This window comes from Arthrobacter sp. TJ-254 (assembly GCF_058269175.1).
On sequence record NZ_JBZCNF010000001.1, the window covers coordinates 908,463 to 920,886 of the forward strand.

12 protein-coding genes are annotated in these 12,424 nt (G+C 67.9%); 4 read left to right on the forward strand and 8 right to left on the reverse strand.

The window, feature by feature from the left end; translation table 11 throughout:
- The first annotated feature begins 3 nt into the window (after window positions 1-3).
- From AC4D14_RS04355 to pgl, 4 genes are read left to right on the forward strand one after another with little or no spacing between them, the layout of a single operon-like run.
- Window positions 4-1,629 carry a phosphoglucose isomerase-related protein gene (locus AC4D14_RS04355; RefSeq protein ID WP_490900340.1) on the forward strand — a complete coding sequence of 542 codons (1,626 nt, stop codon included), beginning with the start codon at window positions 4-6 and terminating at the stop codon, window positions 1,627-1,629.
- 19 nt (window positions 1,630-1,648) lie between these two features.
- Window positions 1,649-3,193 (forward strand): glucose-6-phosphate dehydrogenase, encoded by a 1,545-nt coding sequence (gene zwf, locus AC4D14_RS04360; protein ID WP_490900341.1) that lies wholly within the window; start codon window positions 1,649-1,651, stop codon window positions 3,191-3,193.
- On the forward strand, window positions 3,190-4,131 hold the full coding sequence (locus AC4D14_RS04365; protein WP_490900342.1) for a glucose-6-phosphate dehydrogenase assembly protein OpcA: 942 nt from the start codon (window positions 3,190-3,192) through the stop codon (window positions 4,129-4,131). The genes zwf and AC4D14_RS04365 overlap by 4 nt, the downstream gene beginning before the upstream one ends.
- Entirely contained in the window at window positions 4,121-4,927 is an 807-nt protein-coding gene (gene pgl, locus AC4D14_RS04370; RefSeq protein ID WP_490900343.1) for a 6-phosphogluconolactonase, read from the forward strand. The genes AC4D14_RS04365 and pgl overlap by 11 nt, the downstream gene beginning before the upstream one ends.
- A 96-nt stretch (window positions 4,928-5,023) precedes the next feature.
- On the opposite strand, the gene secG is transcribed toward pgl, so the two are convergent.
- The 8 genes from secG to rapZ all read right to left on the reverse strand — a co-directional run bounded on the left by secG (window position 5,024) and on the right by rapZ (window position 12,405).
- Window positions 5,024-5,272: a preprotein translocase subunit SecG gene (gene secG, locus AC4D14_RS04375; RefSeq protein ID WP_087027007.1), complete on the reverse strand. Its 249-nt coding sequence runs from the start codon at window positions 5,270-5,272 to the stop codon at window positions 5,024-5,026.
- A 51-nt stretch (window positions 5,273-5,323) separates the two neighbouring features.
- Window positions 5,324-6,139, reverse strand: a complete 816-nt coding sequence (tpiA, locus tag AC4D14_RS04380; protein ID WP_490900344.1) for a triose-phosphate isomerase — start codon at window positions 6,137-6,139, stop codon at window positions 5,324-5,326.
- Between the two features lie 82 nt (window positions 6,140-6,221).
- A complete protein-coding gene (locus AC4D14_RS04385; RefSeq protein WP_490900345.1) occupies window positions 6,222-7,472 on the reverse strand; it encodes a phosphoglycerate kinase in 1,251 nt (416 codons plus the stop codon).
- 10 nt (window positions 7,473-7,482) lie between these two features.
- Window positions 7,483-8,490, reverse strand: coding sequence for a type I glyceraldehyde-3-phosphate dehydrogenase (gene gap, locus AC4D14_RS04390; RefSeq protein ID WP_490900346.1), 1,008 nt, complete (start codon window positions 8,488-8,490; stop codon window positions 7,483-7,485).
- Window positions 8,491-8,733: 243 nt separating this feature from the next.
- On the reverse strand, window positions 8,734-9,363 hold the full coding sequence (locus AC4D14_RS04395; protein ID WP_490900347.1) for a superoxide dismutase: 630 nt from the start codon (window positions 9,361-9,363) through the stop codon (window positions 8,734-8,736).
- 120 nt (window positions 9,364-9,483) lie between these two features.
- Entirely contained in the window at window positions 9,484-10,464 is a 981-nt protein-coding gene (gene whiA / locus AC4D14_RS04400) for a DNA-binding protein WhiA (protein WP_490900348.1), read from the reverse strand.
- A gap of 10 nt (window positions 10,465-10,474) precedes the next feature.
- The gene (locus AC4D14_RS04405; RefSeq protein WP_490900349.1) at window positions 10,475-11,506 is read right to left on the reverse strand and encodes a gluconeogenesis factor YvcK family protein; all 1,032 of its coding nucleotides are present in this window, start codon (window positions 11,504-11,506) and stop codon (window positions 10,475-10,477) included.
- Window positions 11,506-12,405: an RNase adapter RapZ gene (rapZ, locus tag AC4D14_RS04410; protein WP_490900350.1), complete on the reverse strand. Its 900-nt coding sequence runs from the start codon at window positions 12,403-12,405 to the stop codon at window positions 11,506-11,508. The genes AC4D14_RS04405 and rapZ overlap by 1 nt, the downstream gene beginning before the upstream one ends.
- Window positions 12,406-12,424 lie beyond the last annotated feature (19 nt).

The following is a 12,424-nucleotide window of genomic DNA, read 5'->3' on the forward strand; positions in this document are numbered from 1 at the left end:
GATATGGGATCTTTCGAACTCGTCGCCTCAGGGGCGGCCGCCGCGGCAATCGACGCAGCGGTGCCTGCCCTCGTCGATGACAAGGTGGCCTCCCGCATCATGGCCAAGGACGCCACGCTGTGGGGCCCCGACGCAGAACCGGAAGCCTCGATCCGCCTCGGCTGGGTGGACCTGTTCGAGGAATCCCGCCGGCTCATCACCCAGATCGACCAGCTCCGCCAGGACTTCGCGGCCGAGGGGGTGACCCGGTTCGTGCTCTGCGGCATGGGCGGATCCTCCCTCGCCCCGGAGGTCATCACCCGCTCCGCCGGAGTCGACCTCGTGGTGCTCGATTCGACGGACCCGGACCAGGTCAGTGCCGCATTGGCGGAGCGCCTGCAGGAGACGGCCATCGTCGTCTCCTCGAAATCCGGGTCGACGGTTGAAACCGATTCGCAGCGGCGCGCCTTCGAGAAGGCCTTTACCGAAGCGGGAATCGACGCCAAGTCGCGGATCGTCATTGTGACTGATCCCGGTTCGCCGCTTGACGGCTCTGCCCGCGAGGCCGGCTACCGCCAGGTCTTCAACGCCAATCCCCAGGTCGGCGGGCGCTACTCGGCGCTCACCGCCTTCGGGCTGGTGCCCTCGGGCCTTGCCGGGGCGGACATCGCCACCCTTGTCGCCGACGCGGAGGAGATCTCCGAGTTCCTCGCCGAGGACGGCCCGGACAACGCGGGGCTGCGCCTCGGCGCCGTGCTGGGCGGAACAAAGCCGCTGCGCGACAAAATCGTCTTCGCGGAGAACGGCTCGGGACTTCCAGGGTTTGCCGACTGGGCGGAACAGCTCATCGCCGAATCGACAGGCAAGCTCCAGACGGGCCTGCTGCCCGTCGTGGCCTCCGTTGACGCGCCCGAACTTGCCCGGGTGCCCGACGACGTCGTCCCCGTTCTTCTCTCCGGCAGCGACTCCGCTGCGCCAGGGGATGAGGAGACCCGTGCGGTCGTCAGTGGCTCCCTCGGCAGCCAGATGCTCGTATGGGAGTTCGCCACGGCGGTTGCGGGACGGCTGCTTGGCATCAACCCCTTCGACCAGCCCGATGTCGAGGCGGCGAAGAAGGCGGCACGCGGACTGCTCGATGAGCAGCCCGAACCGGCGCCGGCGAACTTCGTTGACGGTGCCATCGAGGTGCGGGCTGACGCCGGTCTGCTCGGTAACGCGGCAACGGTCGGCGACGCGGTGCAGGCACTCCTCGGCTCCCTTGAGCCGACCGGGTACCTCTCGGTCCAGGCCTACCTGAACCGGCATGAACAGACATCCCTTGAGGACCTGCGCGGCACCCTCGCGGCGCAGACCGGCAGGCCGGTCACCTTCGGCTGGGGCCCGCGGTTCCTCCACTCGACCGGCCAGTTCCACAAGGGCGGACCGGCCACCGGCGTGTTCCTCCAGATCACCGGGACACCAGGGACCGACCTCGAGATTCCGGGGCTGCCGTTCACCTTCGGCGAGCTGATTTCCGCGCAGGCGGCAGGCGACGCGCAGGTGCTCGCTGCCCACGGCCGGCCGGTGCTCCGGCTCCATCTCACCAACCGCGCGGCCGGGATGGAACAGCTTTCCCGCGTCATCGGGTTCCTCACCGAAGCCGGCAAATAATTCAGAAGAACGGGTAATAATGCAGGACATTCTTACGTCGAAACCGGTAAATCCCCTACGGGACCCCCGGGACCGGCGCCTCAACCGAATCGCCGGTCCATCTTCGCTCGTCCTCTTTGGCGTGACAGGCGATCTTGCCCGCAAGAAACTGATGCCGGCGATTTACGACCTCGCCAACCGCGGCCTGCTTCCGCCGAGCTTCGCGCTCGTCGGGTTCGGGCGGCGGGAGTGGTCGGACAAGGAGTTCGCCCAGGAGGTGAGGAATTCGGTCACCCAGTATGCGCGCACGCCGTTCAACGAGACGGTGTGGGAGCAGCTTGAGGCCGGAATCCGCTTCGTCCAGGGCAACTTCGACGACGACGACGCCTACCGGAAGCTCGGTGAGTCCCTCGCCGAGCTCGACTCCACCCGCGGGACGAGGGGCAACCATGCCTTCTACCTGTCGATTCCGCCGAAAGCGTTCGAGGTGGTCTGCCAAAAGCTGTACGAGCACGGGCTCGCCGAGCCGCGCGAGGACCAGTGGCGCCGGGTGGTCATCGAAAAGCCGTTCGGGCACGACCTCGAGTCGGCCCGCGAACTGAACAGCATCGTGGAGCAGGTGTTCCCGCCTGACTCCGTGTTCCGGATCGACCACTACCTGGGCAAGGAGACGGTCCAGAACATCCTGGCCCTGCGCTTCGCCAACCAGCTGTTCGAGCCGCTGTGGAACGCCAAGTACGTCGATCACGTCCAGATCACCATGGCCGAGGACATTGGGATCGGCGGGCGGGCCGGGTACTACGACGGCGTCGGAGCGGCACGCGACGTCATCCAGAACCACCTGCTGCAGCTGCTTGCCCTCACCGCCATGGAGGAGCCGATCTCCTTCGACGCCGATCACCTGCGGGCGGAAAAGGAGAAGGTCCTCGCCGCCGTCCGGCTGCCCGATGACCTGACCTGCTATTCGGCGCGCGGGCAGTACGACGGCGGTTGGCAGGGCGGTGAGCAGGTGAAGGGCTTCCTCGAGGAGGACGGCATTCCAGCCGATTCCGCGACCGAGAGCTTCGCCGCCATCCGGCTCGACATCAACACCCGGAGGTGGAGCGGTGTGCCGTTCTACCTCCGCGCGGGCAAGCGCCTCGGGCGCCGCGTCACCGAGATCGCCGTCGTGTTCAAGCGGGCGCCGAACCTCCTGTTCCTTGACCACAACGAAGACGACTTCGGCCAGAACGCCGTGGTGGTCCGGGTGCAGCCCGATGAGGGTGCAACCATACGGTTCGGATCGAAGGTCCCCGGCACGCAGATGGAGGTCCGCGACGTCACGATGGACTTCGGGTACGGCCACTCCTTCACTGAGTCGAGCCCCGAAGCCTATGAGCGCCTGATCCTCGACGTGCTCCTCGGAGAGCCGCCGCTGTTCCCGCGCCAGCAGGAGGTGGAACTGTCCTGGCAGATCCTCGACCCCTTTGAGAAGTACTGGGCGTCCCTGAACCAGCAACCCGACAAATACCAGCCCGGAAGCTGGGGGCCCGCATCGGCCGATGAACTATTGGCCGTCGACGGCAGAACCTGGAGAAGGCCATGATTGTTGACCTACCAAACACCACGACCTCGAAGGTCTCCAAGGAGATCATGAGCCTCAGGGACCGGGGCGGGGTTGTCGCACTCGGCCGTGTGCTCACCCTCGTGGTGATCACGCGGTCCGGTTACGAGGAGGAGGCCATTGCGGCGGCGAATGAGGCGAGCCGGGAGCACCCGTGCCGCATCATCGTCCTCGCCGAGGGCTCGCCCGAAGAGAAAACCCGCCTCGACGGCCAGATCCGCGTCGGCGGGGACGCCGGCGCCTCCGAAGTGATTGTCCTGAAGGGGTACGGCGACCTTGCCGGCGAGAACGAGTCCCTCGTCTCGGCCCTGCTGCTCCCCGACGCACCGATCGTTGCGTGGTGGCCCCAGGGTGCTCCCGCCTCGGCGGCTGAAACCTCGATCGGCGCGATCGCCCACCGGCGGATCACCGACACCTCGACCGAGCCCGATCCGATCGGGGCGTTGTTCAACCTCCAGAAGACCTATGTTGCGGGCGACACCGACCTCGCCTGGACCCGGCTGACCAACTGGCGGATCCAGCTCGCCGCGGTGCTCGACCAGGTGGATCCGGCCCCGGTGACCGCGGTGACAGTCGAGGGGGCGGAGGGCTCCCCCAGCACCGTGCTGCTCGCCGCGTGGCTTGCCCTCGCGCTCGACGCTCCGGTCACCATCACCGAGGGCACCGCCGGTACCGGGCTGCGCCGGGTGCGGCTGTCCCGGGCCAATGGTGAGGTCGAGCTCAGCCGGCCCGAGGGCGAGGTCGCCGAGCTCTTCCAGCCGGGCCAGCCCGTCCAGAAGATTTCGCTGCCGCGCCGGAGTTTGCAAGACTGTCTTGCGGAGGAGCTTCGCCGGCTTGACCCGGATGAGGTGTTTGGAGAAGTCATTACAGAGGGTCTCGCAAGGACGAATCTAAGGAGTGTACGCGCCAGTGAACGCTGAGCCGAAGGTAAGCATCCACCCGAGTGCGTCCCTGCTCGCTGCCGCTGTGGCCGCGCGCCTGATCACCAGGCTGGTCGACGTGCAGAATGAGCGGGGAACGGCGACGGTGGTACTCACCGGCGGGTCGATCGGCACGGCCGCGCTCCGCGCTGTCGCCCAGTCCCCCGCCTGCCCGGCTGTCGACTGGCACAACGTCCACTTCTGGTGGGGGGACGAACGCTTCCTCGGCGCCGACGATGGCGAGCGGAACGCCGTGCAGGCGTGGGATGCGCTGCTCGCGCAGCTCGACGTCGATCCGGAGAAGGTCCACGAGTTCGGATCGAGCGACGAGTTCGAGAATGAGGACGCCGCCGCAGCCGACTACGCGCGCCGCCTCCAGGAGGCGGCGACGGCGGAACAGGACTCGGCCTTCCCCGGCCCGGACCCGCGCCTCCCCCGCTTCGATGTCCTCCTGTTGGGTGTCGGGCCGGACGCGCACGTTGCCTCCCTCTTCCCCGAACTTTCGGGCATCCGCACCAAGGGTCAGACGGTCGTGGGCGTGCCGGACGCCCCGAAACCTCCGCCGCAGCGGATCTCGCTGACACTCGAGGCGATCACCTCGGCCGAAGAAGTGTGGCTGTCCGTGAGCGGCGTTGATAAGGCCGGCGCCGTCGGGCTCGCCCTCGCAGGAGCCGGCGCGGTCCAGGTGCCGGCAGCAGGGGCGCGCGGACACCGGAAGACCCTGTGGCTGGTTGACCAGGACGCAGCGGAGCAGCTTCCCGGACGGCTGATCGAACGCGAGGACGCCGAGCTCTAGGGACGGACAGCACGAAAAAGCCCCGTCGCACCGGTTTCGGTGCGGCGGGGCTTTTTTGGCCGTCGATGGCTTGAGGTCCGGCAGGGCTGGAAAGTCCTAGGAGTCGGCGAAGCGCTGGATCAGCCCGAGCGCGACGATCACCACGCCCCAAGCGAGGCCCAGCGCAACGGTGAACCGGTTCAGGTTCCGCTCAGCGACGCCGGAGGAGCCCATGCTCGAGGTCATTCCTCCGCCGAACATGTCGGACATACCGCCGCCGCGGCCCTTGTGGAGCAGGATCAGCAGGGTCAAAAGCAGGCTGGTGATCCCCAGCAGTACGAGGAGGATGATTCGAAGAATTTCCACTGTGCCCTTTCAAGGCTGATGACCCGCGCGGGCGCGGGCGTCCGCGAGTAACTAGCCTGTCACCAGGTGCTGTTCGAACCTGACAATACTAGCAAACTCCGAGACGTCGAGGCTCGCGCCGCCGACAAGCACGCCGTCGACGTCGCGCTCCTTGAGAATTGTCCCGGCGTTGGCCGCCTTGACCGATCCGCCGTACAGCAGCCGGATCTTGTCGGCCGTCGCTGTGTCGAACAGGGTTGCCAGCTCGGCGCGGAGGGCCGCGCACATCTCCTGGGCGTCGCCGGGGCCCGCGACCTCACCAGTTCCGATGGCCCAGACTGGCTCGTAGGCGACAACGAGGCTGGCGGCCTGCTCGGGGCTGAGGCCCGCGACGCCCTTGCGCAGTTGCTCAAGCGTGTGTTCGACGTGGGTGCCTGCCTTCCGGACCTCGAGCCCCTCGCCCACGCAGAGCACCGGGACGAGGTTGTGCCGGTAGGCGGCGTGCACCTTCGAATTGATCAGCTCGTCGGACTCGGCATGGATGGTGCGGCGTTCGGAGTGGCCCACCAGCGCGTACGTGCAGGCCAGGCGGCTGAGGAACTGGCCCGAGATGTCGCCCGTGTAGGCGCCGGAGTCGTGCGGCGAGAGGTCCTGGGCGCCGTAGACCACGGCCAGGTCGTCGCCCTTGACCAGGGTCTGTACCCCCCGCAGGTCGGTGAAGGGCGGGAAGACCGAAACCTCCACCCGGGCGTAGTCGTGGTTCGCGTCGTCGAGGGTCCAGGCGAGCTTTTGCAGGAAGGTGATGCCCTGGACATGGTCCAGGTTCATTTTCCAGTTCCCTGCGATCAGCGGGCGCCGGTCGAACACGCCGTTCGTCGAGGTTGTCATGTCGATCTCCGTTTTCGTTCGTTGTACTGCCTGATTCTGCCCGCGGGACGCTCGATGCGTCCCGCGGGCAGGGCAGGCCGGGCTAGGAGCGCTCGAGCGCGGTCAGTCCCGGAAGTTCCTTGCCTTCAAGGTACTCCAGGCTGGCTCCGCCACCGGTCGAAATGTGCCCGAACTGCGAGTCGTCGAAGCCGAGGCCTCGGACGGCCGCCGCCGAGTCGCCGCCGCCGACCACTGTGAGCGCGCCTGCCTGCTGCGCGTCGACCAGGGCCTGTGCAACGGCCCTGGTGCCGCCGGCGAAGGCCGGGAACTCGAACACGCCCATGGGGCCGTTCCAGAACACGGTCTTGGCCGCGGCGATGTGGGCGGCGAAGTCGGTTCCGGAGACCGGGCCGATGTCGAGCCCGAGGCCGCCGGCGCCGTAGGGGCCGGATTCGATGGCGTCGGCCGCTACCACCCCATGCCCGGCGTCGGCAGCGAACTTCTCGGCCACCACGATGTCGGTGGGCAGGACGAACTCGCTTCCCGCTTCGGAGGCGCGCGCCAGGTAGCCGCGCACCGTGTCGAGCTGATCCTCTTCGAGGAGGCTCGCGCCGACCTTGTGGCCCTGGGCGGCGAGGAAGGTGAAGACCATTCCGCCGCCGATCAGCAGCCGGTCCGCCTTGCCCAGCAGGTTCTCGATCACCGCGAGCTTGTCGGAGACCTTGGACCCGCCCAGCACGACGACGAAGGGCCGCTCGGGGGCCGTGGTGAGCCGCTGCAGCACTTCGACCTCCGCCCGGACCAGGTCCCCCTGGTAGGCGGGCAGCAGCGAAGCGATGTCGTAGACGCTCGCATGCTTGCGGTGGACGGCACCGAACGCGTCGTTCACGTAGGCGCCGGTGTCCCCGGTGAGCTGCACGAACTCCGCGGAAAGGGCGCGGCGTTCGGCCTCGTCCTTGCTTGTCTCCCGGGGGTCGAAGCGGACGTTCTCCAGCACGAGCACCTGACCGTCCTGCAGCGCCTCCGCCGCAGCCTGCGCCGCGGGTCCGGTCGTGTCACCGGCCAGGCTCACCGGAAAATCGGCGAGCTCGGCCAGCCGGTCCACGGCGGGCCGCAGCGAGTACTTTTCCTCGGGAGCGCCTTTCGGCCTGCCCAGGTGGGCGGTGACGATGACCGCGGCCCCCGCCTGGCTGAGCTTGCGCAGCACGGGCAGGGACGCGCGGAGGCGCCCGTCGTCGGTCACGCGGCGTGCCGCGTCCGGGCCGTCGAGCGGGACGTTGAGGTCGGAGCGCACGAGGACGCGCCGGCCCCTGACGCCTTCCGCCAGCAGGTCGTCAATCGATGCGTAGCTCACGGCGCGGCCGTCAGGAGAGCTTCGAGGCGACGATTTCGGTGAGGTCGACCAGGCGGTTGGAGTAGCCCCACTCGTTGTCGTACCAGGAGACAACCTTGACCTGGTTGCCGATGACCTTGGTCAGCCCGGAGTCGAAGATCGACGAGGCCGGGTCGCCGACGATGTCCGAGGAGACGATGGGGTCTTCGGTGTACGTGAGGTAGCCCTTCAGGGGGCCTTCCGCGGCGGCCTTATAGGCTGCGTTGACCTCTTCGACGGTGACCTCGCGGCCGAGGGTGACGGTGAGGTCGGTTGCCGAGCCGGTGGGGACCGGGACGCGGATCGCGTAGCCGTCGAGCTTGCCCTTGAGTTCGGGCAGGACCAGCCCGATGGCCTTGGCGGCACCGGTGGAGGTGGGAACCATGTTGATTCCGGCGGCGCGGGCGCGGCGGAGGTCCTTGTGCGGGCCGTCCTGCAGGTTCTGGTCGGCCGTGTAGGCGTGGACCGTGGTCATGAGTCCGCGCTCGATGCCGAAGGAGTCCTGGAGGACCTTGGCCAGCGGGCCGAGGCAGTTGGTGGTGCAGGAGGCGTTCGAGATGATGTTGTGGTTCGCCGGATCGTAGTCGCCGTCGTTGACGCCGAGGACAACGGTGAAGTCCTCGTCGGAGGCGGGAGCCGAGATCAGGACCTTCTTCGCGCCGGCGTCGATGTGCTTCTGCGCATCGGCGGCCTTGGTGAAGAAGCCCGTGGATTCGATGACGATGTCGACATTCAGGTCGGCCCAGGGCAGGTTCGCGGGGTCGCGCTCGGCAAGGACCTTGATGCGCTTGCCGTCCACGACGAGGTCGCCGCCGTCGGCTTCGACGCTGACTCCCAGGCGCCCGGCCACGGAGTCGTACTTCAGCAGGTGGGCGAGGGCCTCGGGGCTGGTGAGGTCGTTGACCGCCACGATCTCCAGGTCGGCGCCCTGTGCGAGCACGGCCCGGAAGTAGTTGCGGCCAATCCGGCCAAAACCGTTGATTCCAATACGAGTAGTCACTGGTTTCCATCTCCTTATTAGGTGGTCTTGCCGGTCCCCGGACGCATATGGCTGGGCCGGCGTGGTAACACGCCCGCACGCCCATGTGCGGAAAATCTGAATCGACCTGCCGGAATCGCAAGTCGAGGTTCTTGCTTCGGTTCGCGCCGGGCGGACGCCATCGCCCCCGCCCGGCTCAACTCTACCTACAGCGCAGCCGCGGGTCTCGCGGACCTGCGCCTTGCCTGCGGTTCCCCGGAAGTGCTAGGAACCGGGGACGACGAGGCTCGAGGCCCCGGACCGGGCGCGCTCGAAGCGGGCCTGGACGTCCTCCCAGTTCACGATGTTCCAGAACGCCTTGACGTAGTCGGCCTTCACGTTGACATAGTCGAGGTAGAAGGCGTGCTCCCACATGTCGAGCATGAGCAGCGGGATGGTTCCCACGGGGATGTTTCCCTGCTGGTCGTAGAGCTGCTCGATGACGATGTTGCCGCCGAGGGGCTCGTAGGCGAGCACCGCCCAGCCGGAGCCCTGGAGGCTGATCGCCGCGGCGCTGAAGTGCCCGCGGAACGCCTCGAAGGAGCCAAAGGAGTCATCGAGTGCTGCGGCAAGCTCACCGGTGGGAAGGTCGCCTCCGTCCGGGGAGAGGTTCTTCCAGAAGATTGAGTGGTTCGTGTGGCCGCCGAGGTGGAAGGCGAGGTCCTTCGAAAGCTTCGGGATGTTCCCGAACTCGCCCTTCTCGCGCGCCTCGGCGAGCTGCGCGAGGGCGTCGTTGGCGCCCTTGACGTAGGTGGCATGGTGCTTGCTGTGGTGCAGCTCCATGATGCGTGCTGAGATGTGCGGCTCAAGGGCAGCGTAGTCGTAATCTAGGTCGGGCAGTACGTACTGGCTCACGAAATCCTCCATCTAATGATTTACCGTGCCGCCGGCGCTTTCCAGCCCCGGGGTGTCGGGGGGAACCGCCGGTGTCCCGCAGCAGAACAGCGGGCTTGCTGTTCCATCCTATGCAACTATTCACTCCTCCAGCATGTCTGCAGTGACATTCGCGTCGGTGGCGGGGATGCCGATCTCCAGAGCGCGCTTGTCGGCCATGGCCAGCAGCCTGCGGATCCGGCCGGCTATGGCGTCCTTCGTCATGGGCGGGTCGGCCAGCCGTCCGAGCTCGTCGAGGCTCGCCTGCTTGTGGCCCACCCGCAGTTCTCCGGCGTACCGCAGGTGCTCCGGAACCGATTCGCCGAGGATCTCAAGGGCCCGCTCCACCCTGGCGCCGGCCGCCACTGCGGCCTGCGCGGACCGGCGCAGGTTGGCGTCATCGAAGTTCGCCAGTCGGTTGGCCGTCGCACGCACTTCCTTGCGCATCCGCCGCTCCTCCCAGACCATGAGCGCGTCGTGGGCGCCCATCCGGGTGAGCAGGGCGGCGATCGTGTCGCCGTCGCGGATGACGACGCGGTCGACTCCGCGCACTTCACGCGCCTTCGCCGCGATGCCGAGCCGCCGTGCGGCACCGACCAGCGCGAGCGCCGACTCGGGACCGGGGCACGTCACTTCGAGTGAGGACGAGCGTCCCGGTTCGGTGAGCGAGCCGTGCGCGAGGAAGGCCCCGCGCCAGACCGCTTCAGCGTCCGCCGCCGAACCGTTCACCACGGCCGAGGGCAGGCCGCGCACAGGGCGCCCGCGGGTGTCGAGTAGGCCGGTCTGGCGGGCAAGGGACTCGCCGTCGCGCACCACGCGCACCACGTACCGGTTGCCGCGGCGCAGGCCGCCGCCGGAGACAACAATGATCTCGCTGTTGTGCCCGTACACCTCCGCGATCGCGGCGCGGATTCTCCGCGCCGTTGAGGCGAGGTCCACCTCGGCCTCGATGACGATCCGCCCGGAGATGATGTGCAGCCCGCCGGCGAACCGGAGCAACGCAGATACCTCGGCTTTCCGGACCGAGGACTTCTTCACTTCGAGGTGCGAGAGCTCCTCTTTGACGTCCGCAGTCAGCGCCACAAGTACACTCCTAGTTCTCCCCAAAAATGTCGTGATAAGCCGTGGCGAGCCGCAGCGGGTCGTGCACGGGCTTACCCGATGACGATCCCACTTTACCCAGAACGGCGCGGCCCCCCATCTCCGCGACCGCTGCCTCGAACTGGCCGCGGTCCCCCACGACGGCCGGGTCGGCCAGCACGACGTCCACGGTGAAGTCCGGCGCATACCGTCGGATGACGGCGAGATGGTCCACCGCCGTCATGCCCTGGGTTTCCTTTGTTTCGTTGCTCATGTTCATGGTGAGGCACCGTTTGGCGGACGTCCGGCACAGGGCGTCGCGGAGCTCCGGGAGCAGCAGGTGGGGCAGCACCGAGGTGTACCAGGATCCGGGGCCGAGGATCACCCAGTCGGCCAGTTCGATGGCCTCCAGGGCATCCTTGCAGGCCGGGGCCGACTCCGGGCGAAGCCGCACGCCGCTGACGTTTCCCTGCTCCGCGGCCACGGCCAGCTGCGCCTGCCCGACGATCGTCTTCAGGCGCAGCTGGCCGTCCGCCTCTGTCAGGATGTCGCCCTCGATGGTGAGGGGAACGCTCGCCATGGGGAGCACCTTGCCGCGGGCCCCGAGGAGGGCACCGGCCCACTGGAGCCCGGCGACGGGGTCGCCCAGGAGCTCCCACAGGGTGACGATCAGCAGGTTGCCCAGCGCGTGGTTGTCGAGCGAGCCCTCGACGCCCTCGGTTGATGTGAAGCGGTGCTGCATCACATCGCGCCAGGTGCGGCCCCAGTCGGTGTCGTCGCACAGCGCGGCAAGGGCCATGCGCAGGTCCCCGGGCGGAAGGACGCCCAGTTCGCGGCGCAGCCTGCCCGAGGATCCGCCGTCGTCGGCAACGGTGACGACGGCGGTGAGGTCCCGGGTGAGAAGGCGGAGGGCGGAGAGCGACGCGGAGAGCCCGTGCCCTCCTCCGAGGGCGACAACCGAGGGCGCGTTCTCGTGGTTTTGGGCGCCCGACCGGTTGGCGTTGGGCACGGGAACCAGCGGCAGCGGCCCGGAGAAGAGGGCCATTATTCGCGCCCCAGATCGCGGTGGTGGGCGGCCACTTGGACGCCGGGAAGCTGGGCCAGCCGCTGGGCGATCTCCTCGGTGACGGCCACCGAACGGTGCTTGCCCCCGGTGCAGCCCACGGCGATCGTCGCGTAGTGCTTGTTTTCGCGCCGGTAGCCGTCGAGCACCGGCACGAGGGCCTGGACGTAGCGCCCGATGAAGTCGCTTGCACCGGCCGCTGCGAGCACGTAGTCGCGCACCGGCTCATCGAGGCCTGTCTGCGGGCGCAGCTGGGGCACCCAGTGCGGGTTGGGAATGAACCGCACGTCGGCAACGAAGTTCGCGTCGACCGGCAGCCCGTATTTGAAGCCGAAGCTCATGACGTTGAGCCGGAGCACGATGGGGCCGGACTCGGAAAAGAGTTCGGTGACGGCCGTTGCCAGCGCGTGGACGTTGAGGTCCGTCGTGTCGACGACGACGTCGGAGGCGTGCTTCATCTCCTTGAGCACTTCACGCTCAGTGGCGATGCCGTCGAGGATCCGCCCATCGCCCTGGAGCGGATGCGGGCGGCGCCCCTGCTCGAACCTGCGCACGAGGACCGAATCGTCGGCGTCCAGGAAGAGGACGCGGTAGTTCACTCCTGCCGCGCGCAGCCCGGCGAGGGCCGCCTTGATGTTGGTGAACAGTTCCTTGCTGCGCACGTCGATGACGACGGCGAGCTTGGGGATGGACTGCGGCATACGGGCCACCAGCTCGGTGAGGGTTCCAAGCATCTGCGGCGGGAGGTTCTCGACAACGTACCAGCCGTGGTCCTCCAGGGCGTTCGCGGCGGTACTCCGGCCGGCGCCCGACATACCGGTGACCACCAGCAGCTCGGATTCGGTGGGTTTGACCGGAGTCAGGCTTTCCGCCTCAGTCATGTATGCGTCCGTCCCAGCT

Excerpts from the sequence above, each read along its gene's own strand:
- AC4D14_RS04355 (WP_490900340.1), top strand. The coding sequence starts at position 4 with ATGGGATCTTTCGAACTCGTCGCCTCAGGGGCGGCCGCCGCGGCAATC.
- zwf (WP_490900341.1), top strand. The coding sequence starts at position 1,649 with ATGCAGGACATTCTTACGTCGAAACCGGTAAATCCCCTACGGGACCCC.
- AC4D14_RS04365 (WP_490900342.1), top strand. The coding sequence starts at position 3,190 with ATGATTGTTGACCTACCAAACACCACGACCTCGAAGGTCTCCAAGGAG.
- tpiA (WP_490900344.1), bottom strand. The coding sequence starts at position 6,139 with ATGACAACCTCGACGAACGGCGTGTTCGACCGGCGCCCGCTGATCGCA.
- AC4D14_RS04405 (WP_490900349.1), bottom strand. The coding sequence starts at position 11,506 with ATGGCCCTCTTCTCCGGGCCGCTGCCGCTGGTTCCCGTGCCCAACGCC.
- rapZ (WP_490900350.1), bottom strand. The coding sequence starts at position 12,405 with ATGACTGAGGCGGAAAGCCTGACTCCGGTCAAACCCACCGAATCCGAG.